Annotated in this window: 20 protein-coding genes and 3 pseudogenes; 14 read left to right on the forward strand and 9 right to left on the reverse strand. The window is 30.2% G+C overall.

The genetic code is table 11. From position 1 onward, the window contains the following. Nucleotides 1-14: 14 nt before the first annotated feature. Entirely contained in the window at nucleotides 15-1,244 is a 1,230-nt protein-coding gene (locus tag AC0L4B_RS01835; protein WP_473438298.1) for a metallophosphoesterase, read from the reverse strand. Nucleotides 1,245-1,418: 174 nt separating this feature from the next. Here AC0L4B_RS01835 and AC0L4B_RS01840 point away from each other — a divergent pair, with 174 nt between their 5' ends. From AC0L4B_RS01840 to AC0L4B_RS01860, 5 genes are all read left to right on the forward strand, one after another. Then, nucleotides 1,419-3,083: an MFS transporter gene (locus AC0L4B_RS01840; RefSeq protein WP_473438299.1), complete on the forward strand. Its 1,665-nt coding sequence runs from the start codon at nucleotides 1,419-1,421 to the stop codon at nucleotides 3,081-3,083. A 127-nt stretch (nucleotides 3,084-3,210) separates the two neighbouring features. After that, entirely contained in the window at nucleotides 3,211-3,876 is a 666-nt protein-coding gene (locus tag AC0L4B_RS01845; protein ID WP_473438300.1) for a hypothetical protein, read from the forward strand. A gap of 3 nt (nucleotides 3,877-3,879) precedes the next feature. Continuing rightward, on the forward strand, nucleotides 3,880-4,530 hold the full coding sequence (locus tag AC0L4B_RS01850; protein ID WP_473438301.1) for a hypothetical protein: 651 nt from the start codon (nucleotides 3,880-3,882) through the stop codon (nucleotides 4,528-4,530). Then, nucleotides 4,509-5,288 (forward strand): sensor histidine kinase, encoded by a 780-nt coding sequence (locus tag AC0L4B_RS01855; protein ID WP_473438302.1) that lies wholly within the window; start codon nucleotides 4,509-4,511, stop codon nucleotides 5,286-5,288. The genes AC0L4B_RS01850 and AC0L4B_RS01855 overlap by 22 nt, the downstream gene beginning before the upstream one ends. Continuing rightward, nucleotides 5,285-5,929 carry a response regulator transcription factor gene (locus tag AC0L4B_RS01860; RefSeq protein WP_473438303.1) on the forward strand — a complete coding sequence of 215 codons (645 nt, stop codon included), beginning with the start codon at nucleotides 5,285-5,287 and terminating at the stop codon, nucleotides 5,927-5,929. Before AC0L4B_RS01855 ends, AC0L4B_RS01860 begins: the two co-directional genes overlap by 4 nt. 123 nt (nucleotides 5,930-6,052) lie before the next feature. Here the strand turns inward: AC0L4B_RS01860 and AC0L4B_RS01865 are convergent, their stop codons facing one another. The 5 genes from AC0L4B_RS01865 to AC0L4B_RS01885 all read right to left on the reverse strand — a co-directional run bounded on the left by AC0L4B_RS01865 (nucleotide 6,053) and on the right by AC0L4B_RS01885 (nucleotide 10,247). Next, nucleotides 6,053-6,220 (reverse strand): hypothetical protein, encoded by a 168-nt coding sequence (locus tag AC0L4B_RS01865; protein ID WP_473438304.1) that lies wholly within the window; start codon nucleotides 6,218-6,220, stop codon nucleotides 6,053-6,055. Nucleotides 6,221-6,255: 35 nt separating this feature from the next. Further along, a complete protein-coding gene (locus tag AC0L4B_RS01870) occupies nucleotides 6,256-7,476 on the reverse strand; it encodes a ComEA family DNA-binding protein (RefSeq protein WP_473438305.1) in 1,221 nt (406 codons plus the stop codon). Nucleotides 7,477-7,706: 230 nt separating this feature from the next. After that, on the reverse strand, nucleotides 7,707-8,579 hold the full coding sequence (locus tag AC0L4B_RS01875) for a C10 family peptidase (RefSeq protein WP_473438306.1): 873 nt from the start codon (nucleotides 8,577-8,579) through the stop codon (nucleotides 7,707-7,709). 128 nt (nucleotides 8,580-8,707) lie between these two features. Further along, nucleotides 8,708-9,202, reverse strand: a complete 495-nt coding sequence (locus tag AC0L4B_RS01880; RefSeq protein WP_473438307.1) for a Spi family protease inhibitor — start codon at nucleotides 9,200-9,202, stop codon at nucleotides 8,708-8,710. A gap of 7 nt (nucleotides 9,203-9,209) precedes the next feature. Continuing rightward, on the reverse strand, nucleotides 9,210-10,247 hold the full coding sequence (locus AC0L4B_RS01885) for a tail fiber domain-containing protein (RefSeq protein ID WP_473438308.1): 1,038 nt from the start codon (nucleotides 10,245-10,247) through the stop codon (nucleotides 9,210-9,212). 391 nt (nucleotides 10,248-10,638) lie between these two features. Here AC0L4B_RS01885 and AC0L4B_RS01890 point away from each other — a divergent pair, with 391 nt between their 5' ends. From AC0L4B_RS01890 to AC0L4B_RS01930, 9 genes and pseudogenes are all read left to right on the forward strand, one after another. Then, a complete protein-coding gene (locus AC0L4B_RS01890; protein WP_473438309.1) occupies nucleotides 10,639-11,544 on the forward strand; it encodes a T9SS type A sorting domain-containing protein in 906 nt (301 codons plus the stop codon). A 160-nt stretch (nucleotides 11,545-11,704) separates the two neighbouring features. After that, nucleotides 11,705-14,557: a DNA polymerase I gene (polA, locus tag AC0L4B_RS01895; protein ID WP_473438310.1), complete on the forward strand. Its 2,853-nt coding sequence runs from the start codon at nucleotides 11,705-11,707 to the stop codon at nucleotides 14,555-14,557. Between the two features lie 37 nt (nucleotides 14,558-14,594). Beyond that, nucleotides 14,595-16,910, forward strand: coding sequence for a right-handed parallel beta-helix repeat-containing protein (locus tag AC0L4B_RS01900; protein ID WP_473438311.1), 2,316 nt, complete (start codon nucleotides 14,595-14,597; stop codon nucleotides 16,908-16,910). A gap of 125 nt (nucleotides 16,911-17,035) precedes the next feature. Continuing rightward, nucleotides 17,036-17,386: a hypothetical protein gene (locus AC0L4B_RS01905; RefSeq protein ID WP_473438312.1), complete on the forward strand. Its 351-nt coding sequence runs from the start codon at nucleotides 17,036-17,038 to the stop codon at nucleotides 17,384-17,386. Nucleotides 17,387-17,405: 19 nt separating this feature from the next. Further along, nucleotides 17,406-17,576, forward strand: a pseudogene (locus AC0L4B_RS01910) (DNA polymerase); the annotation flags it as partial. An 80-nt stretch (nucleotides 17,577-17,656) separates the two neighbouring features. Continuing rightward, nucleotides 17,657-17,785: pseudogene (locus AC0L4B_RS01915) on the forward strand (helix-turn-helix domain-containing protein); the annotation flags it as partial. Between the two features lie 168 nt (nucleotides 17,786-17,953). Then, nucleotides 17,954-19,248 (forward strand): annotated as a pseudogene (dcm, locus tag AC0L4B_RS01920) (DNA (cytosine-5-)-methyltransferase). Further along, the gene (locus AC0L4B_RS01925) at nucleotides 19,248-20,417 is read left to right on the forward strand and encodes a hypothetical protein (RefSeq protein ID WP_473438313.1); all 1,170 of its coding nucleotides are present in this window, start codon (nucleotides 19,248-19,250) and stop codon (nucleotides 20,415-20,417) included. Before dcm ends, AC0L4B_RS01925 begins: the two are co-directional and overlap by 1 nt. Further along, entirely contained in the window at nucleotides 20,410-21,810 is a 1,401-nt protein-coding gene (locus AC0L4B_RS01930) for a Sau3AI family type II restriction endonuclease (RefSeq protein ID WP_473438314.1), read from the forward strand. The genes AC0L4B_RS01925 and AC0L4B_RS01930 overlap by 8 nt, the downstream gene beginning before the upstream one ends. A 10-nt stretch (nucleotides 21,811-21,820) precedes the next feature. Here the strand turns inward: AC0L4B_RS01930 and AC0L4B_RS01935 are convergent, their stop codons facing one another. From AC0L4B_RS01935 to AC0L4B_RS01945, 3 genes are all read right to left on the reverse strand, one after another. Beyond that, nucleotides 21,821-22,057 (reverse strand): hypothetical protein, encoded by a 237-nt coding sequence (locus AC0L4B_RS01935; protein WP_473438315.1) that lies wholly within the window; start codon nucleotides 22,055-22,057, stop codon nucleotides 21,821-21,823. A 200-nt stretch (nucleotides 22,058-22,257) separates the two neighbouring features. Beyond that, nucleotides 22,258-23,064, reverse strand: a complete 807-nt coding sequence (locus tag AC0L4B_RS01940; protein WP_473438316.1) for a tryptophan-rich sensory protein — start codon at nucleotides 23,062-23,064, stop codon at nucleotides 22,258-22,260. Nucleotides 23,065-23,412: 348 nt separating this feature from the next. After that, a complete protein-coding gene (locus AC0L4B_RS01945; protein ID WP_473438317.1) occupies nucleotides 23,413-24,615 on the reverse strand; it encodes a right-handed parallel beta-helix repeat-containing protein in 1,203 nt (400 codons plus the stop codon). Nucleotides 24,616-24,682 lie beyond the last annotated feature (67 nt).

Below are 24,682 nucleotides of genomic sequence, written 5' to 3' on the forward strand. Positions count from 1 at the left end.
ACATTTAGATTAAATTAAGCTACTTGCTTACCTTTTTTAAGTTCGATAAGAGTTATTTCAGGCCAAATACCTAAACGCCCTGGATAGGCTAGATAACCAAATCCTCTGTTTACATTTATATATTGTCCTTTATCTTGATAGATTCCAGCCCAATGCTTATAACGCCATTTTACAGGGCTCCATTTTATCCAACCAGGAATTTCAATTCCAAATTGCATACCATGCGTGTGACCACTTAAAGTTAAATGATAATGATCTTTGTGTGAAATAACTTTTTCATCCCAATGAGAAGGATCATGAGACATTAATATTTTAAAATCATCAGATTGTATTGATGCTGAAGCTTTGTCTAAATCACCTGCTTTTTTAAAACCACCTTTTCCCCAGTTTTCGACACCAATTAAGGCTAAACGTTGTCCATTTTTTTCGATGTAACGATTTTCATTTAATAACAAATCAAAACCCATGTCCTTTTGGATGGTAATTAACTCGTCTAAATTTGCTTGCTTTTCTTGTTCGGTCTCCCAATCTACATAATCACCATAATCATGATTACCAAGCACAGAAAACACACCATCTTTAGCATTTAACTTAGCAAAGGTATCTTTCCAGTCATACATTTCTGACGCCTTATTATTAACTAAATCTCCAGTAAATAAAATAGCATCTCCTTGCTGTTGGTTAACTAAATCTACTGCATAATTAATTTTTTCTTTATTATCAAAACTCCCAGAATGAATATCACTTATGTGAGTTAATTTATAACCATCAAAAGCCTCTGGTAAATCTTCAAAATGCAAGGTATATTTTAGTACTTTATAGTTATAGCGACCTTTATACATTCCGTATAACAAACCAGAAAAAGGGATAGCTGCTAAACCTAATGCAACTTGACTAATAAATTTACGTCTTGAAGGCAAGTATAACGACTCCTTAGTAATAAAAAACCTATCATATAAAGCAATAAATGATCGTATAATATCTTCTCCAATCAACAACGGAGTAATCACTAAATTAAAAGCCATAAAAGATAACATAAAACCAATCGCATAAGCTCTCCCTCCTGAAATCACACGACCCTCACCTGGTGTAGAAAATTGATAAACAATATTAGCAGCTACTAAAAAGGCTACAGCAAAAAACAAATAGTGTATCCAACTAGCTTTAAACACTGTTTTAATGGCTTGATAGCCATAAACAGTAAAAACAACATATATAATTGCAAGTATAATAAAACGCGTCATAGTCTAATTTGTATGCAAAATTAGCGATTACAAAATTTAAAAATCTTATTATATTGTTAAACGTTAAATTACTAAAATCAGATTTATTGATTGATGTTACTATTTAAATGAGTAACAAGTATTATTAATCAAAACAGATTTATGTCTATATTTAGACAAATAAAAATTAACTAAATGAACAACCAAAACAATAAATCAGCTTTAGCCACTTTAGTCACAGTCTTCTTTTTTTGGGGATTTATAGCTGCATCAAACGGGGTTTTTATTCCGTTTTCAAAAACTTATTTTAATATAGATCAATTCCAATCTCAACTAGTAGACTTTGCTTTTTATGGTGCTTACTACATAGGAGCCTTGTTGCTATTTATCTTATCAAGTTCTATTAAAAAAGACATTTTAAATGCTTGGGGATATAAAAAAGGAATTATTTATGGACTATTACTATCTGCAGTTGGTGCATTTGTTATGTATCCAGCAACTGCAGGAGCAGAACAAGGACAAACTAGTGTGTTTTATTTTGTTCTGATTGCTTTATTTATTGTTGGATTAGGATTTTCGCTACAACAAACCTCAGCAAATCCTTTTGCAATTGCCTTAGGTGATCCAAAAACGGGTTCTCACAGATTAAATTTAGCAGGTGGTATTAACTCTTTTGGAACCATGATTGGACCTATTGTTGTAGCTTTTATCATTTTTGGATCTGCACCTATATCAGGAGAAGAATTAACAGACATGATTAAAAATAATCAAATTAAATTAACCACAGTACAAGCATTATACCTTGGTGTAGGAGTATTATTTTTAGTTGCTGCTGCATTATTTCATTTTTCAAAAAAATTACCAGCACTACAATCTGAAACCGCTTTTGAACCTGCTAACAAAGCCAAAAATTTACTGATATTTTTAACATTAATAATTATTGGCTGTTTTGGTTATATTTTTAGTACTTACACAGGAAGTCAAATCGCTTCAACAACCACAGAAAACATCAGATTAACCTTATTAATTGTCGCACTAATTGCAGTTATTGGTTGCTTATTATTTGCTTACTCAAGATCAGCAAAACAACCCGAAGGTTGGGGAGCAATGAAATACCCACAATTAGTATTAGGGATGCTAGCTATTTTTACTTACGTTGGCGTAGAAGTAACTGTTGGTAGTAATTTAGGCGAATTATTAAAACAGTCTATTAACGGAACTAATCTTAACACGTTAGGTTTACCAACCTTAAACGATGCTCAAATAGCCCCTTTTGTATCTTTATATTGGGGAGGATTAATGGTTGGTCGTTGGGTTGGATCCATAACCGTTTTTAACCCAAGTAAAGGATTAAAAAAATGGTTACTAATTATTGTACCTTATATTGCTTTTGGTGTAATATTATTAGTCAATTTTGGTAAATACTCCATCCATCAAATCTTATTTTTTGCCATTTGCATTGCTGTACAAATTGGAGGTTTCTTTTTAGCAAAAGACAATCCTGTAAAAACCTTAAAAATATTTAGCCTTTTTGGTGTTTTAGCAATTATTATCGGTTTAGTAACCACAGGTAATGTTGCACTATTTGCATTTTTATCTGGTGGTTTATTTTGTTCAATAATGTGGCCTTGTATATTTACATTAAGTATTGCAGGGTTAAAAAAGTACACCTCACAAGGATCCGCCTTTTTAATCATGATGATTTTAGGAGGTGCTATTATACCACCTTTACAAGGTAAATTGGCAGATGTGTTTGGTATACAACAATCGTATATTGTTGCTGTTTTATGCTTTGCTTATCTATTGTTTTTTGCTTTCAGAACTAAAACCGTTTTGGACAAACAAGGTGTGACTTATTGAAGCGATTCTGTTTTTTAGGTCATTTAACCCTTTAAAATAGGTTTAATACTTTTTTGAATATAACAATCTAATTGTTTATTTGCATAGTATTTTAACAACCAACCACTTATATTTAAAAAAACAAATTATGATTTCAACCATTTTATTAATTATTACAATTATAGCCTTTGGTATTTATGTTTTTAAAAATCCTCCTAACCAAAGGACAATATCAATCAGTGAGCCTTCAGTACCTGAATCAAGCATAAACGATAAAATATGCATGGATTATTCTGATGAAAATATGAACACACTAGAAATGGACTTAATTAGAGATATGGTTTATGGCTACAGGAAAAATCAATTAGTTCATATAAATGCAGCTGAAAATATAAACGATGCTTACTCTATATGGTTTGATTTAAAAATTCTTAAAAAGTTTATTTATCATATAGAACATGAAGCCTTAAAAAATAATAACAGTATAAACCCCGAAAACTTAGGGCTACGTTTCTATTATTCTCGTTATCCAGATGAGTTACCAAGTCAATACAGTGATTTAAATACTGTACCTACAAAATATGCAAAACATCATACCCTTATTGCAATACCTACCTACAGGAAAAATGAAAACAGTCCTAACATCGATTTTAATCCTCTAGAAATTGAAACCTTAGAAGAAGGGATACCTGCTAACTATAGTGGACCAATCGCATCTTTACCTTTGACAAAATCGTCTCAAAACCAATTAACTGGAGCACAAAACCATGGAAGTTTAATTCCTCCAGGTAATACATCAGGGTTATTTATTTAAAATATGTTAGAATATTATTCTTTTTTAGGTGATATATTACTAGGGATAGAGTTTTTCTCTGCCCTAGTTGCTATTATATATTTTAAAAGATTAAAACACAGCTATTGGAGATTCTTAACTATTTACTTAGTATTTATTTTTATTCAAGAGTTTTTTTGGAAATTTAACACTTCGTTAGCAGTTATTAGAAAACAAGACTACTATTTATTTTTTGGCATTCCTATTCAATACATATTCTTATTCTGGTTATATGCGCTAAAATCTTTAAAGAATAAAAAAATGTTTCTAATTTGCTTGATATTCTATTTTATTTCATTCATTCCTTTAACACTAAAAGTAGATAAAATAAATGTAGTCTATTCATTAAACTTAACTATTGGAACAATATTACTATCAATATTAGTCGTTTTAGAATTTTTGAAACAAATAAAAAACGATGATATATTAAAATTTAAAGAAAACAAGATGTTTTACATAAATTTAGGAGTCATATTCTTTTATATAGGCACATATCCACTTTTTTCTTTTTATGATTATTTATCAAAATCTTTAACAACCATTTGGAATTATTATTATTTATATTTTTTAATTTCTAATTGTATTATGTATTTATTATTTTCAGCTTCATTCATATGGGGGAAAACTCAATCATAACATCCTTAGTTTTATTTAACATCATTTTTCTAGCTTTCATTACTGGAATCATAATTTTTATTCGGGAATATCGAATAAAAAAGAAAGCTCATTTAAAACAAATAGAAACTATTGACGAGACTCACAAAAAAGAGCTTCTTGAAACTCAAGTCGAAATACAAATGCAGACCATGCAACATATTGGACGAGAGATACACGATAATATAGGTCAAAAATTAACACTTGCTAGTTTATACACTCAACAATTAGCTTTTGAAAATAAAGCACCTCAGGTTAATCAATGTATTGAAAATATTGGAGGCATTATTAACGAATCACTCTCTGAATTAAGAAAACTATCCAAATCTTTAACTGACAATTCAATAGAACTCCATTCAATTTCTGAATTAATAGAGAATGAATGCAAAAAAATTAACGCATTAAAAAAATGTGTGGTTCACTTCACAAAATATTCAAAAACCAAAATTGAATCCTATCAAATTAAAAGTATTATATTTAGAATAACTCAAGAGTTTTTACAGAATAGTATCAAGCATGCTAATTGTGAAAACATCTTTGTATTATTAAAAGATACAGACAACACATTGGTTTTAATTCTAAAAGACGACGGAAAAGGTTTTAATACAAGTGTATTAAATTCCGAAGGGATTGGGTTAAAAAACATAAAAAAGAGAACCGAATTAATTGGTGGTCAATATAATCTAGAAAGCCTGGATCAAAAAGGAACAACATTAACCATAGAAATTCCTATCAAATGAAACGTAGTATAGTAATTATAGACGACCATGTTTTAATAGCAAATGCATTAAGCGGTATAATATCTAATTTTAATCAATTTGAAGTTTTATATGTTTGTGAAAATGGTCAAGATTTTCAGGATAAATTAAAAGAAAAACATCCTGTACCAGATTTGGTACTATTAGATATTAGCATGCCTATTATGGATGGTTTTGAAACTGCAAAATGGCTTAAAAAAACACATCCTAATGTATTAATAATGGCATTAAGCATGCAAGATGATGATGATAGCCTAATTAAAATGATTAAAAATGGAGCTAAAGGCTATATGTTAAAAAATGTACACCCAACAGAGCTTGAAATAGCGCTAAATACAATTGCAAATAAAGGGCATTATTTTCCTGAATGGGCAGCAAGTAAAATTTTTACAAGCATAAGTGACGATGCTATTGATGCTAAATTAAAAATTAAAATTTCCGATCGTGAAACCGAGTTTCTTAAGTACACTATTACAGAAATGACTTATAAAGAGATTTCAGAAAAAATGTTTTGTAGCCCTAGAACTGTTGAAAATTATAGAGATAGTTTATTTGAAAAATTAGAACTTAAAACTAGAGTTGGCTTAGCGGTATATGCCCTTAAAAATGGGTATACGGAGTAATTTATAAAATTCACAATTCTCACCAAAAACAATTGATTTAAATCCTAAATAACCACTATAAAAGCCCATCTAAATTATATTTTAGATGGGCTTTTTTTAATAATTGAAATAAATCAAATATAATTAAGGAATCACAATTGTCATTTGTTCTGCTGTAACTGGAGTTACAGTACCTGATACTGCATGCGATTGATAATGATAAAAATATTTACCATGATATGTTTTTAATAAAACATCATCTATAGCTGTACCCCAACCTTGTTCTATAAAAAATGATTCATTATCACCCATAGTTGAACTATTACAACTCACATTATTATTAACATCTACCGATAAAAACTTATGATTCTCTTTTGATCTAAAAATACTTTTGTCACTATCCCTTTTCTATCTCCCCAATTTCCATAAAACACCAACATATCAAATTTTGTATTATTAGGAATGTTTTGCCAAGTATGAATATGATTAAACGATACACCATTATTTGAATTAACTGCTAAATGCATATTTCTATAAGCATCTGTTTCATACCTAGCTTTAATACAGATATCTTCTACCACATCTACATATCTAAACCAGTTTTTGAAAAGCCACCCAACGTCATTTCCGACTAAACCCTTTAAACTAGATCCTTCTTGACTAACAAAAACTCTTTGATCAGGATTAAGTACACTATTATTAAAGTAAGTCATCAAAGTAAAACTTCTAAACGGATTTTCACCACTGATCCAAGAAGGCTGACCTAATATCCCGTAAATATCAAAATGATGAGGATGATTAACTGTATTGGATGCAACACCGTATTTTAATTCTCTACTTGAATAATCAATATATAAAGAAGACAATGGACTACTATAAGTTTGGTTTGGATCTGCTTGACATTTTAAAAGCGCATATAAAAAAGAATATTTTTGCACATCTGTATTACCTGTTTGATAATTAGGATCAAAATTAGCATGCGAATTAAAATTAGTTGAAATTTTAAAATACTCCTTCCCTTCAGTTCCTATTTGAGATACAAATTTAACCACTCCTGTTGCAGGATCTGCAGATAAAAACGTTCCATTATCTCCTTGAATAACACACCACTCATCTAACCAGCTATTAGTAAAACCCATATAAGTTTCTAATGTTTTTAAAACTTGTTTTTTATTTAAGCTTTTATCGTAATATAAAAAATAACTCTTCTCTTCAGATTCTTCAGGTTCTAATTTAGTAGGTACTAATTGTATTTGATCTTTAAATTTTTCAAAAGTTGGTACTTCCCCTTTAAAAGCGTAAACGGTTTTAGATTTAATTAAAGTTTTCTTTTCAGTCATCTTTTCAACAGCAGATAACATATCTTTTATTTTATCTTCTCCAATACCTTTAATAGAAGAAACCTGATCAATAGAAGTAAACAATTGCGTTTCAAGCTGCAACTGTACTTCTTTAATACGTTTAGCACTAGTAGCCCCTATACCTTTTTTATCTCCATCTGCAAAAAACTCTAATTGAGTGGTATTAGAGTAATTGATAAATTCTAATAATTGATTAATTGTTTTCATAATTATAATTTAAATCCTACTCTATGTTACAGTTTTCGGTTCCCTGTTTGTTAAAACAAATTTCGGGACTTACTCCTTTAAAACTGTAGAGTAAAAAACCCTAATAATAAAGACCATACACCTCAATTCAAATAGGTTATTCAACCCATATCAAAATTATTAGAGCAAAAAAAATACTCACCATTTGGTGAGTATTTAGTTTTTTTTAAAAGATTAAGATTATCTCAACTTTAATTAGGTCCATTACAATCTTCTATATTTACATGTAATTGAGCACCTAAATCGACATTTGTACCAGCATTTAAAGTGACAGAATTTCCTCCAATAAAAAAGACTTCAGCTCCACTATCTAGTTGCACAGAAGCACCTAATCCTGCTACAGTCAAATCTATTAAAGCTTGTTCTACAATTGCACTATTATTAGCATATGTAATAGTAGGTACTTGATAATAACTTGGCAAATCACAATTAGGTCTAATATTTGTAGCACAATTTTGAGAATTAGTATAAGATGTATTTTGATAATTACCATTTGCATCTGTAGTAAAAATATAATAGAATCCATCAGAATTACCACCAAAACCTAAACTTGCATAAAAATAATTATCACACTCATATCCTGTATACAAAAAACAATGACCACCTCCATTATTAAAACCTGCAGCTAAAACTGGTCTTTCATTATCCAAAGAGTTTCTTAATCTACTTTTAAATAAAGCAGGAGAACTAGTCGTCACATAGTCTGTACTAGGATTCCATACATAATCAAAATGGTCTACTAAATCTTGAGCCCAATTAGCAGCACTTCCAAAAGTCCCTCCTGAATACCAGTTCATTCTGGCTGCCACTCCTAAATTAAAAGTTAAAAACCCAACTTCATTTCTTTCATCAGAGCACTCTTCGGTAAAGTGTAACCAATCGTTAGAAGAGCTGTTTCCATATCCATCTGCTGGACCTTGACGTTGCAAAGCATAAGGCATAAGATCATAATCAAAAGCTTGACTTGAAAAATCAGAACTAACCGTTTGTCCCACAGCACTTCCAATAGCCATTGTATGGCTACCTGTACCAACTCCTACAAAAGGATGTCTAAAAAAGCGCATATCTGACTTAATGCAGTCGGAACACAGGTACCACCAATGCCATCATTAAAATCTAATGCATTTGGAGCTAAAGGAGATAATGGTGTAACGCAGTCATAAATATTAGTCCAACCAGCCCATCTAGAAGTTCAGTATTGCTCCAATAATGATGGATATAAGGTACTTTGACCTGTACAATCTGCAATACTATAAGTCGTTAAAAGAGTTTCCCATTGCTCGTTAGCTAATTCCATTGCTGTATCTGTATCGAGATGAATAGTAATAGCCTCATTATAAGCTTTCAAAAAATGTTGCGCACCTTCAATTCTTCTATCGCTATTAAAAAGCAATTTATCATTATAAGCCAACACAGGAATAACCTTTTTAGTTGCAGGTACAATTGCAAAGCCTCCTTCATTAAAATTAAGCACATATAAGCTTAATGATTTACCAATTTCTATTTCAACATTTGTAAACGATGCTGATTGATCTACTGTTTTCTCATACCCTTTAGCATTCATCCATATTTCTGCAACCTTATTAGCTACTTCAAAAGATATAAAGTCTGAGTTTTCACTTTGTGCTGATATTAGATGAGTTCCTAAAAAACAAAAAAATAATACATTAAAAATTTTAGTTTTCATATCTATTTTATTTAGAAATTACAAAACGTCTAGTTTTAAGCACCTTTCCTTTAACAATCATACTATACAGATATATTCCGTTTTGGAATTTTTCTGAAGAAATTTCTAAAACTTGATCTATTCCTGCTTTTAAAGCTATTGATCTAAGTGCTTTTCCTTGCAAGTCACTAATCATTAAAACAGCATTTCCATAAGATTCTGGTAAAGAATAATTAATTTTAGCTGAAGTAGAAAAAGGATTTGGTATGTTTTGAGACAAACTAACACTTGTATTTTCTTCAATAAAACTATCACTACTCTGTTTTTCTAATGTTTCTGTTAAAGCTGTTACCTGAGCCTCTAATGTTTTAATTTGTGATTGTTGTTCTTTCATAGCTTCAACCAATAAAGCTGTGATAGTATGATATTCTAAAGACTTATAGCCACTAGTTGTTGTATTAACAATTTCCGGTATTACAGCTTCAACTTCTTGAGCAATAAAACCTAATTGTTTACCCTTTGGAAGTCCTGCTGTAATATCAACACGGTCTTTCCCTGATTTTTTTGTCACACCTTTTTTCCAAGTAAAATTAACACCTTGTAATTTCAGGATTTTATCTAAACTACCTTCTAATTTTGTTACATTTTCTTTTAAATTAATATCAGAAAAATAACCTCCTCCTGCTAAGCTTGAGTAACCATAAACATCCAACGCTCCAGCAAGAGTGACTTTTCTAGTCGCTGCATCACTATGACTATATCCTGGAAATAAAATCATCTCATGTGCACCATTATCAACAATAAGATGATTAATTCCGCTAAGATTATTAGATGTAAATCTTATCTGTCCACCCCAACCGGAATTAGTATTATTTAAATTCATAATTTCTAAACTACTTTTCAAACTTGTTGAACCGTTTACCGAAAGTTTTGTAGTAGCATATGGAAAAGATGAATTCCCTCCTCCTAGTATCGTGTTTCCATTTTGTAACACTTGTAATTGTGCTGTTGCTGTTGTCACCATTGTTAAACTTATTGCAATGGTTAAAATTTTTATCAGTCTCATAATTATTTGGTTTTTACTGTCTACTATATTGTATAGTATTTGACATTTTTATTATTTAAATTATTGATTAATAGGTATTTCGAAATACAATACAAATATCTAGAAATCAAATACATAACAACCAAGTGGTTTACCTTAAAATGTCATAAATTAAAACCTTATTTATTTAGGTTAATTAACCTTTCTAATCTTAATTACTCTTATTTACAAGGTAGATTAGCAGAAGTATTTAGGGTACAACAATCACATACTGTAGTTATTTCACACTTTACCTTTATTACTTAACCTCTTTATTATAAACAAGATGAGATTTATTGATAAAAACAATAATTACTCAAATAAATATTGAATATCAATTATTTAAAATCGTATTTTTATATTTAAAAAAAGTATGAGAAAAACGACCTACCTATTATTACTTTTTGCCTTTCCAATATTTGCACAAGTATCTATACCTGACAGCAATTTTGAAACTGAACTTATCGCGCAAGGCATAGACACAGATGGTATTGTCAATGGGCAAATCTCTACAGCTGATGCACTTGCAAAAACTGGGATTTTAAATGTTGATAATAAAAATATTGCTGATCTAACCGGAATAGAAGCTTTTACAAACATAAGCAGATTAGATTGTGAGTATAACAATTTAAATACCTTGAATCTTTCAACACTTACTGAATTACTTCAAATACGTTGTAGAAACAACAACATTACCACCTTAAATGTTTCTAACAACACGTTATTAACTCATTTTTGGGCACAAAGCAACGCTCTTACAACAATTAATACAACTTCCAATGCTAATTTACAGCAATTAAGAGTTCAGAATAATAACTTAACTACTATAGATATTTCTAGCAACACTAATCTTGTTCAGTTAAGATGTCAGGGAAACAATACACTTGCAGAATTAAATGCTAAAAATACAAACAACACAAACATGACATTTTTCATTGCTAATAATAACCCCTCTTTAACCTGTATTGAAGTTGATGATGTAGCGTATGCAGATGCTAACTTTAGCAAAGACCCAGCTTCAAGTTTTGCAACAAATTGTAGCACTTTAAACACCTTAGATTTTAATACATCTCAAAATATTGGTATTTACCCAAATCCAACAACCAATTCAATAATTGTTACTGGTACAACAAAAATCAAAAGCTTAGAGCTTTACAATTTACTAGGTAAACGTATCATGATGGTTAAAAACAACAGTAAATTAGATTTATCTAATATTAATCCTGGCTTATACTTAGTCATAGTAAAAACAACCAAAGGAGAGTTTACAAAAAAATAATTAAAAAATAATTAAAAAATAATTATTATAGTTTTATAATAAAGAGAAGCGCAACAAACCTACTTTTATGTTTCTCTTTTTAATCTCTTATATGTTAATAAAATTTAAAGCAAACCTGAGTTAAGTTTTGTAATTTTGATATTCTATCAAAATTACAATTATGTCAGATAATAAACGTGTCTTTTTAGTCGATGCTTACGCTTTAATTTTCAGAGGTTATTATGCCTTTATTAAAAATCCAAGAATAAACTCCAAAGGAGAAGACACCTCTGCCATAATGGGTTTCATGAACTCGTTATTAGATGTCATAAAACGAGAACGCCCTGATCATTTAGCAGTCTGTTTTGACAAAGGAGGAAGTGCAGACCGAGTCGAAATGTTTGAAGCCTACAAAGCCAATCGTGACGAAACTCCTGAAGGCATCAAAACTGCTGTACCTTACATTATGGAGATTTTAAAAGCCATGCATATTCCAATTATTTTTAAGGAGGGATTTGAGGCTGATGATGTTATCGGCACACTAGCCAAACAAGCCGAAAAAGAAGGCTACCAAACCTTTATGGTAACGCCTGATAAAGATTTTGCGCAATTGGTAAGCGATAACATTTTTATGTACAGACCTGTTTTTGGTGGTGGTTATGAAACTTGGGGAATCCCAGAAGTACAGAAAAAATTTGAAGTCACAGATCCTTTACAAGTCATTGACTATTTAGGGATGATGGGAGATGCCAGCGATAATATTCCTGGATTACCTGGTGTTGGAGAAAAAACTGCTAAAAAATTCTTGGCAGCTTATGGTAGCATGGAAAACCTTTTTGCAAACTCACATGAGCTTAAAGGTAAAATGAAAGAAAAGATTGAAGCCAATCAAGAACTTGGTTTATTATCTAAAAAATTAGCCACAATCATGTTGGATGTTCCTGTGACGTTTAATGCTAAAGATTTTGAGCTTGACCAACCAGACATCCCAAAAGTTACTGAGATTTTTCAAAAATTAGAATTTAGACGCTTAATAGATAATTTTACAAAAACATTTACCTCAGGTGCAGAAGCCACTTCTCTTGCCAATAAAGCTTCCGCAGAAAAAACGCCAAAAGTAACGCCTAAGGAAGCTGAAAGCGCAGGAGCTGGACAGTTCAATTTATTTGGAGGCGACCCAAATTCTGCAACAGCAACAACAGAAACTGATGCATTTGTTAGAAAAACTGCCGAAAACACCTCTCATTTTTACCAAAGCATCTTACCAGGAATGGCAACCAAACTATTCATTAAAAATTTAATGAGTCAAACTAGCGTGTGTTTTGATACCGAAACCACAGGTTTAAACCCTTTAATTGCAGAGTTAGTTGGGATTTCATTTTCATGGGAAGTTGGTAAAGGTTTTTACCTTCCGTTTCCTGAGGACAAAACCGAAGCGCAAGACCTAATCGAAACGCTTAGACCATTTTTTGAAAGTGAAACTATCCAGAAAATTGGACAGAATTTAAAATATGACATTAAGGTTTTAGCCAAGTACAACGTACAAGTTAAAGGTCCTTTATTTGATACCATGTTAGCGCATTATTTAATAAATCCAGACATGCGACACAATATGGATATTTTAGCCGAAACCTACTTAAATTACACACCAATTGCAATCACAGAATTGATTGGTAAAAAAGGAAAAAACCAATTGTCAATGCGTGATGTTCCGTTAGACAAACAAACCGAATATGCGGTTGAAGATGCAGATATTACCTTGCAACTAAAAGAACATTTTGAAAAAGAATTAGGCGAAGCCAACACACAAAAGTTATTTACAGACATAGAAGTGCCATTACTACGTGTTTTAGCTGCTATGGAACTAGAAGGTATAAACTTAGACAAAGATTTTTTACAGTCTTTATCTGAAGATTTAAACAAAGATATTGATGCTTTAGTAACTAAAATTTACGAGGTTGCTGGAGAAGAATTTAATATTGCCTCACCAAAACAGTTAGGTATTATTTTATTTGAAAAATTGAAGCTTGTCGATAAGCCTAAAAAGACCAAAACCGGACAATATAAAACAGGCGAAGATATTTTATCTGCCTTAGCCAAAGACCACGAGATTATCCGTAATATTTTAGAATATCGTGGACTTGCAAAATTAAAAAGTACGTATGTAGATGCTTTACCACTTCAAGTGGAAGAAGCCACTGGACGTGTACATACAGACTATATGCAAACCGTTGCTGCTACAGGACGTTTAAGTAGTAATAATCCTAACTTACAGAATATTCCGATACGTACAGAACGTGGACGTCAAGTCCGTAAAGCGTTTATCCCTCGTAATGAAGACTACACCTTACTGGCTGCCGATTATAGCCAGATAGAACTACGTATTATTGCAGCTTTAAGTAAAGAGGAAACCATGATTGAAGCCTTTAAAAATGGCGAAGATATTCACGCCTCTACAGCTTCTAAAGTATTTGGTGTGCCAATTGAGGACGTTACCAGAGAACAACGTAGCAATGCCAAAACTGTAAACTTTGGTATTGTGTATGGTGTGTCTGCTTTTGGATTAAGTAACCAGACTGATTTATCGCGTGGTGAAGCCAAAGAGCTTATTGACACCTATTACGAAACCTACCCAAAACTTAAAAAATACATGAGCGAGCAAGTAGATTTTGCACGCGATAATGGCTACGTGAAAACCATTTTAGAAAGACGTCGTTACCTAAAAGATATTAATTCTAGAAACGCTATGGTACGTAGTGCTGCCGAGCGTAATGCTGTAAATGCACCAATACAAGGTAGTGCTGCAGATATTATTAAAATTGCCATGATAAATATCTACAACAAACTAGACGCTGGTAATTATAAAACCAAAATGTTACTACAAGTGCATGATGAATTGGTCTTTGATGTCTACAAACCAGAGCTTGAGGAAATGACCACTTTAATTAAAACCGAAATGGAAAACGCCTTTAAAATGGAAGTGCCATTAGATGTTGAGGTGGATACTGGTTTAAATTGGTTGGAGGCGCATTAATATGAAAACAACCTATTTAAACATTAAAAATAATATCATGAAATCAATTAAAATCCTTAAAACAATAACAGTTATTGTTTTAGTGTCACTATATGGTTGTAAAAAAGAAAAAGAAACGGTAATTATTCCCGAAACCAAAACAAACATGCCTATAGTACGAGGCAATTATGATATAACCAATCATAAATACACAGAATTAACTGAGATTGAAGAATGGCAACCAACTACTCCTCATTCTATTTTTTTAGAAGAAAAGCAACCTGATTTCAAAATTAAAGTAGACTCCTTACAAAACTTTGAGTTACAAAATTCAACAGCTATTCATCAAGGTTTTATAAACAGAACAGAAGGCACACACATCTACAATAAACAAAATTTTGATAGTAAAATAGTCTCAACATTACCACAAGGTGCTTTGGTACATATCGTTGAAACAAGCAACACATTTAAACAATATAAAACTCAAAAAGACAAACTATTAAATGGTAAATGGGTTAAAGTAGAATATAAAACTCCTGATTATAATATATTATCAGGATATATCCTAGACGAGTTTATCAACTATCACATAGACACAAAACCATTAGTAGCAATAAGCGATACTATTACAGTAAAAAATGAAGCAGAGTTTTTGGAAGCATTATCTTCAAACCGTTTAATAGAAGTAGCAACAGACACGCTTAATTTTGAAACTTACTTTAAATCAATAAATAAAGAGAGCATAAATACACAAGATGATATTAAACAAATAAATCATGAAACCTATTACACTACTAGCTATAGCTATGAATATGATGCCGAGTTATTAGCATTAGGTTTGTATGGTTATGATAATTTAATTATAAGAGGAAAAGATAGAACTGTTGCTTTTGTAGTTAACGATGAAGTTTCAGATGTGCTTACCATTAATAATTGTCAAAATTTAGTACTTGAAAACTTAAATTTCTATCATAATGTAAGCACTAGTTGTGAAGGAGATGTTGTGATTATCCTTGAAAGTAACAATTTACTATTTAACAATACCTACTTTAACGGTAGTGGTCAAATTGGCGCTTACATTAGAGATAGTAATTATATCGATTTTAAAAACTGTCATTTTTTTAATAATAATATATACGGAATTTCGTGCACATCATCACAAAACATTAATGTACAAAACAGTGCTTTCTATAACAACGATTTAAATTCTATTATTTTTTCTGAAATAAAAGAAAATCCAGAAGAAGAGGAAGAAGAGGAAGAAGAGGAATATTATGATTACGAGAATACTATTACTCTAAAAAATGTTAGTATAACTAATAATCATATCTATGACGCTGTATTTTATTTAGAAGTTTTAAAATTAGATTGTTTTGAAACTGTCATAGAAAACAATGGAATTTCTGGTTTAATTAATTCGGATAACGAAACTAATTTTAACTTCGTCAATAGCCGTTTTACAAAAAACTCTGGAAGATATGGAGATTATATTATTGCTAATAATGGTAGTAAAATATTTATAAAAAATAGCGAGATTAAAGCAAACCAAAACTACTATGAATTTATTAATAATTCAGCCAATTATCAAAAAGATACATTAACTGTAACAAACAATATATTTAACCAAAAACTTGATAGTATTGCTAGTTCTGAAAACAGCATAATTATAAACAACAAAGCTTATATAATTCGAGAGAAAGATAACTTACTTAAAAATGAAAACAACCAACTTAAAACAAAACTAGACTATAAATTAAATGGGTTTCAAGCCTTAAAATTTGAAACTCAGTATGCTAAAACCAATAAGTTTCTTGGACTAGACTTATCATTTATTAATAATGTTTATCATATATTTAAATATGGTTATGGCGAATGTAGACAAGGAAAACCTGAAGGTCCTTGGAGGTTTACCACAAACAATCGAGAAGATTTCATATTGGATGCTAACTATGTAAATGGTACCGCAAATGGAGATATTAAAATTTATGGATTTGGAAACAATTTAATTATTGAGGGGAAAGTTATCAATAATAAGAAAACAGGAACATGGCATTTTTATAATCAAGAAGGGATTATTACCAAAACCTTAAATTATAAAAATGATAAAGAAATAGGACCTTTTATTACCTATTATCCAAATGGTAACAAAAGAGAAGTAAGAAGCCACATTAACGTTGACAAAGGCATTATTTCAAACTATTATACCAATGGTAAACAATTATGTCATATGGTATTTAATGATGATGCATCTGTAAATATTGAAAAAACTAAATTCTTCGATAATAAAGGCAAGCAATTAGACTTCATAAAAAGTAAAACCGTAACAAATAGTGCAAAATCAGACATAGTATCTAATCTTCCAAAAAAAGCTTAAGAAACAAAGTAGTAATACTAGAAAGTAGTAAAAACACCAATAAACCAGAATTTAGTAATCAGTTTATAGGATTTTACCAAACTAATAACAAAGGGGAAAAACATGGGTTTTCAAAAATATTTTACATGATTCTTAATCAAGAAGATGATCAATCCTTTATAAGGACACCCAATGCTAACACAATATTTTCACAATATAATAATAGTGCACGTTTAAAAACAGACATCTATGAAGTAAATGGTAATAAATTATTCAGCATGACTATCGATGAAAAAGGCTCAGGTATCGTAAACACTTATCAAGGTTGGTTTGAATCCTTATCAAGTAAAACATCCATATTTATGGATTCAAATTATACCATAAAAAAAACAGGATTGTATCAAGAATACAATAACTATAGTGTCCTAATAAAAGAAGGCATGTATAAAGATAACGAAAAGGTAAAAGGCACCTGGAAAACTTATAATGGTAATTAAAAAAATAATGATTTTTAACAAAACCAAAATACTACTACAAGTACATGATGAATTGGTGTTTGATGTCTACAAACCAGAGCTTGAGGAAATGAGTACTTTAATTAAAACCGAAATGGAAAATGCCTTTAAAATGGAGGTGCCTTTGAATGTTGAGGTAGATACTGGTTTGAATTGGTTGGAGGCGCGTTAATAGATTTTTAAACTAAAACATTGTTTTAAATATAAAAATAATTATATTTGGACAAAAATTGTCTAAAACTAATTTGTCTAATGAAAACATTAGGAGAGACTCTCAAAGAAGCAAGAGATGGAATTAATTTAATTCTAAGAAAAGTATCAGCAGAAGTTGATATTGACCAATCGCTTATAAGTAAATTTGAGAAGAACGAACGCAAACCTACAAAAGAGCAATTGATTAGACTTGCAGATTTTTATAATCTTTCTCAGAAAGATTTAATCATAAGCTGGTATTCTGATAAAATTGCAGAAGATTTAAAATATTCAGAATCTACTACTGAAATATTAAAAGTAGCAGAAAAAAAATCAATTATTATAAAACTCAAGATAATGGCAAATAAAAAAATTAAAGTAGCAGAGTTATTTGCTGGTGTTGGTGGTTTCCGACTTGGACTTGAGAAAAGTGATTTTGAAATTGTATGGAGTAATCAATGGGAACCTTCTACAAAAAAACAACATGCTTCAGAAGTATATGAAGCAAGATTTGGAAAAGAAAATCATTCAAATGAAGATATAAATGAAGTTGTAACTAGAAATGTAGAAGAAATACCTGATCATGATCTTTTAGTTGGAGGATTTCCATGTCAAGATTACTCTGTTGCTACTACCCTACATAATTCTAAAGGACTAAAAGGAAAAAAAGGAGTCCTTTGGTGGTCAATACATAGCATTTTAGAAAATAAAAAGAATAAACCTAAATATTTATTTTTAGAAAATGTTGATAGACTTTTAAAATCTCCTGCAAAACAAAGAGGACGAGATTTTGCTGTAATGCTTCAAAGCTTAAATGATCTAGGATATGCTGTAGAATGGCGAGTTATTAATGCTGCTGAATATGGAATGCCACAAAGACGACGTAGAGTGTTCTTTATTGGATATCACAAATCAACAAACGCTTACAAAGAACTTAAAAAAACTAATAAAATAGATTGGCTTTCAGAAGAAGGAACTATTGCTAAAGCTTTCCCTATTTTAAAACCAAATAAGCTACAAGAAGTTGAACTAAAAGGTAACTTGGTTGAAATAACAGATAATTTTAATAAAGACGGTAAACTATCTCCTTTTCAAAACACAGGAATGTTGATTGAAGGTAAAGTTTATACTACTAAAAGTCAACCAGAATATAAAGGCAATAAAACCAAACTAGGTGATTTACTACAAAATGGAGAAGTCACAGATGAATTCTTTATCAAAGATAAAAAACTAAAAACTCCAAAAACAATAACAAATAGAGATGGAGAAAAACGAGTCATAACCACAGAAATTGAAATGTGGGAATACTTAAAAGGATCAAAAAAGAAAAAAGAATTACACAAGATGGCTTTGAATACAATTATGGTGAAGGAGCAATGATTTATCCTGATTCTCTTGACAATGCATCAAGAACTATAATTACTGGAGAAGGAGGAAAATCTCCATCTAGATTTAAGCATGTTGTTAAATCCGATAGAGGATTACGTAGATTAACACCTATTGAATTAGAAAGGCTAAATATGTTTCCAGATAATCATACACAACTTGAAGGCATTACAGATACCAAAAGAGCTTTTTTTATGGGAAATGCGCTCGTTGTTGGAGTTATTGAAAGAATTGGTAAAGAACTTTATAAACAGGTAAATTTATAATGGCAGGATATTTATTTAGTTTAAATAGCATTGAATCATTAATTGAATCTATAAATTTAGGTGTTTACTCAACTTTAATTTCAAGACCACAAAATAATATTTGGAGGATACAACACGAAGGAACTTTTGCTGATTATTGTTCTATGAAAGAAGGTGATAATGTCTACTTCTTTTTTGAGAGAAAAATTTATGGAATTGGTAAATTGATTAATATAAATGGTAGCTGTAAGTTTCTAAACTACCCTAATGCTAATTTACCCAACAATCAAAACTATATTGACATTCAAAGTGATTTGCTTTACGATAATGGAGAAAATAGTATAAATAATAGATTCATTTGCACTTTTGAGCCTTATCCATTTTTCTTCCAAAATGGAATTGATATGGATGAAACTTTGTCATCTGCTCCTGGAAAGTTCAAAATACTAAGAGCTTTTTGGAAATTAAGTTTTATAAAATTTTCAGATACCGAGAATCAAGCATTTAAAGATATAATCTTAAGGAGAAATATTGATGCAATTAACAATCCTGATAACAATAACACCTTTGAAAGTAATTATCAAATTAATCACGATTTAATAAGAGAAAAAATAAATAACAATCTTAATTACCAATTAAATATAGCACCTTTTTTAAACACCATAAATAAACCAAACGGTAGTTTAAGACACGAAATGGCTATTGAAGCATCTCTAATTTATCAAATAACAAATAATTTACAAAACGCAATAAACATATTTGGTTCTTGGGATTATATTACTCATCAAGTTATTGCTTCACCATTTAAACCAGTTGATTATATGGATAAAATGGATGTTTTTGGATATAAATATATACAAAATCAAAAACCAACAATTTCAGATTATTTGGTAGTAGAAATTAAGAAAGATGAAATTAATTCTCAAGACATTTTACAACTAATGAAATATGTTGATTGGGTAAAAAACGAATATGCTTATGGCGATTATAGTATGATTAAAGCATTTATGCTCGGTTTTAATTATACACAAGATGCTTTAGATACTTTTCTTGAAAATGTTGAACGTAAATTCATAAAAGGTGTAAGACCATCTGTTTCTACAGAATGGAATAATGTAAAATTAGTTCAGTACAGATTCAACGAAGAGAACAATTCATTAGACTTTACAGATATTACACCAAATGAATAAAGAAGGTAACTATGATATAAACTCACCAAATTCAATTATTGAATTTTCAAAACAACTTAAAAACAAAACTTTAAGGGAAGCTTGTGGCTCTGAAATTGAAAAACACGGATATAAAGGAAAAGGAAACTTCGGCCAAATATTAGAAAAATTCTATTTTGGATACGAACCAAATTCTGATGCTGAACCAGATTTTTTAGAAGCAGGTCTAGAGTTAAAGTCAACTCCATTAAAAACTTTAAAGAATGGAGAATTTCGTTCTAAAGAGCGACTTGTTTTAAATATCATCAACTATTTAGAAGTACATAAAGAAGTTTTTGAATCTAGTTCATTTATTAAGAAAAATGCTCATCTACTTTTAGTGTTTTATCTTCACGATAGAGAATTAAACCTATTAGATTATATAATTAAACTAGTTGACGGTTGGAAATATCCAAATGAAGATTTAAAAATCATTAAACAAGACTGGGAGCTAATAAATAGAAAAATTAAAGATGGTAAAGCTCACGAACTATCTGAAGGCGACACCTTTTATCTTGGCGCATGCACTAAAGGATCTACAGCTGCAAAATCTTACAGAGAGCAACCATTCAATACAGAGAAAGCTAAACAAAGAGCATATTCACTTAAACAAGGTTATGTAAATCACATTATTGCAAATATAGCACAAGAGGAAACAGCTGTATATGGCAAAATAATACAACAACCTCAAATTTTAGATAAAGTCCAGACATTTGAGGAAATAGTAATCTTAAAATTCCATCCTTTTTATGCTAAATCTTCGGAACAAATTGAAAAAGAATTAGGTTTAAAATTAAATAAAAAAGCAAAAAGTTATTTTGCGAACCTAACAAATACAATTCTTGGTCTTGAACTTGGTCAAAAAATAGAAGAATTTGAAAAAGCTGACATACAAGTAAAAACAATCAGGCTTAAAGAGAATAATTTACCTAAAGAAGATATTTCATTTCCAACATTTAAATATGAAGAATTAATTGAAATAGAATGGGAAGATTCCGATTTTAAAAACATTTTGGAAAGTAAATTTTTCTTTGTGTTTTATCAATTTGAGGATGACAATTTAATTTTACGAAAAGTCAAATTTTGGAATATGCCTTATTCCGATATTCTTGAAGCAAAAAATGTTTGGGAGGAAATGGTAAAAACCATTTCAAATGGAGAAATTGTAAAAGAAATCACCAATAAAGGCATAAGAAAAACATATTTTCCAAAGAAAACTGAAAATAGAATCAGCCATGTTAGACCTCATGCTCAAAATCGCGACGATACTTATCCATTACCTATTGCGGATAAATTAACAGGACTAACAGATTATACAAAACATTGTTTCTGGTTTAATGCTAGTTATGTAAGAGACGAAATATATTTAAAATAAACAGCTAAAATTACCCCTCTAAAATCTGCCTACTCATAATCTCAATAGCAATTTCTTTATCCAAAATAACACCAACTTCACTTAAAGATTCATCATCTCTATAAATTCCATTTTTATCATTCCAACATAACCAATCTATTAACTCTAAGCGAGACCAACTAGTCAATTCAACTAAAAGTTCTTCTTTGTCCAATTCCATAATTTTGTAATATGGATGTCTTAGTTTATCTCTTTCAATAAAATTCATAAAATCATATATTTAGCTACTTAAATATACAAAAAAAACGAGATTAAAACCTATAAAAACAATACTTTACACTATATATATATACGATATTAAAAATCAATAATTACGGTTCAAAACCAATGAGTATTAATTGGAAATTAAATGAACCAATGCCTAATTATTTATGGAAAGATGCAGCGAAACTTTCGATTGGTTAAGCTCTAACCTTTCTTCCCTTCAAAAAACTCCATACATTTAATTGCAGGATTTGTTTTTCGGTTTATAAAACCATGGGATAAACTACTTATTATTAAAACTACTGCAGTAGTAATAGCTGTATAAGCCACTGTTACATTTCCATTTTTATTAGCTATATAAATGGCAATTAGTGCCCAAGCTCCAACAAGTGCAAATTCACGCATATTACGTGTCCATGTCACCACTAAATTTAACGCTGTTGCTATTAGTAACATTATAACCGTCCAAACGGTTGCAGACAATCCAAAACCATCCCAATTATATTTTACTAATACTGCTGAGACATTGGCAATACTTGCTACAGCGACCCAACCACTATAAATTACAAAAGGCCACCATAAAAATATAATTACTGAGATTGGTGCATCAAACAATTCCATGTTATTGTTTAGTACAATTTTAATCAAGGTAAATAGTAATAAAAAAATACAAACACTAGATATTAATGTGTAACCGTAAATCCATGAGACAATCCATAAACAATTGGCTAAACAAGACGCTAAAAACCAAAAGCCTGTGGTTAATAAAAAATCGTCATTTCGGACAGTAACAAACAAACTTCTACCTTGATATACTATAAATCCAGATAGCAATAAGTAGATAATTCCCCAAATAGAAAATGCATAACCTGCTGGAGTAAATAAAGTATTGTATTGTTTAGACACTTCTCCAATGGTTGTATCGTTTAACAAACCTGTATTGGCTAAAAAGTTCATGATTATTACACAAACAAATGCAATACCATTAAGTAGTTGTAAGCTTTTTTTCATAGTAAGAAGTTATATTCTAAACTTAGCAATCAATTTAATTAAAATAATTTACAATTTCGTTTTTACTTTATTTCAAAAAAATATAGTCACATATTAATTCTGAATTAAAGACATATTCATTCCTAAAATGCAAGTAAAAATCTACAATAAATAGATTATAATACAGTAAAACCATATTCAATTTACAACGTTTTAATTTAATCAAGAAAATGGATAAACACAGATATTGTTAACGTCATGTCTTTACCAAATGATTAATACATCGTTACTTTAAAAGATAAAAAGAGTAATACCACAACCTCTCCTATCAATCAACCAAAAAACACTAATAGTATTAGTGGATTTTTCTTATTGTTTAATGACTCGTATTATATCTTCTCTAATATTAGAATCAATGATTTTTACAAAATAAATTCCTGCAGATTGATTAATATGTAAACGTATCTGATTGGTATTTTGAAATTTTTCTTTTTGAACAACCTGTCCTAAAACCGAAAGGACTTGAATAGTGATGTTATCTTGAAATTCTTCAAATTTAATTGAAAACAAACCAGCTGTTGGGTTAGGAAAAAATGTAAACTCCCTTTGAAGCGTATCTGTAACACCTAAACTATTACAACTATCAATCACATTAGGTAAAATAGAGGCATCAATATTTGCATCCCATGTATTGTTATCCCAATCTGCAATCACACCACAATTATTACCGTTCCAAGCACTGTTTGAATAACCATCTGCATGTGTCCAATGGACTTGATTTCCTGAAACTGTAATATTACTACATGACGATTGATATTGGTCCCAAACATACAAACCAACATTAGTAAAATAGTTTTGTTCTCCAAAAACTGTATTATTTAATAATATCATATTATTTCCACCTGCAACTGCAAGACCGTATTGACCAGGATTTACTAAAATATTATCTTCAACGGTAGTGTAAGACCCTCCGTTATCGCCAATTAAAATGCCTCCTCCAGACGCACTTGGTCCACCACCACGAATCCAATTGCCTTTAATTTGAATTGGGTCTGCTGCTGTACCATTTGAGTTGTAAATATTAATTATATCTTCAGGGTAACTGTCACCTAAAATATTTTCGGCTACATTATAATTAATTTTATTTCCTACTCCAGAGACACCATTAAACTGTGCTAACTGACCTCTAGGAAATGGTCCATTTACATTTTTACAAGTATTATATAAAACCTGAATTTGAGAACTTTGTCCTTGCACATAAACTCCACTGGAAACAGATTCCATTTTACAATTGGTAACAGTAATTCCGTTAGAGTTTTCGATATTCACTGCATTGCCAGTTGCTTCTTTTAATAAACAATTTTCAATAGTAATATTACTACAATTATTAAGCACAATACAGTGTCCATTAGGATTTGTAATTTCTAATCCAAAAATGGTTACATTATGAATATTGTTATAAACTAAAGGTTGCGATATTGTATATGGTCCACAATAATTTGTTCCTACATTTTGACTGTATAAAAATGAATGAATAAGAAAAGTTAGAGCAAACAGTATTTTATTAGTCATTTTGATTGATTTTTAAACAGTTAAATGCTATTCAAAAATAATTGTTTTTTGAAAACTTCAAAAAAAC

The organism is Olleya sp. NP1-10 (assembly GCF_055804415.1).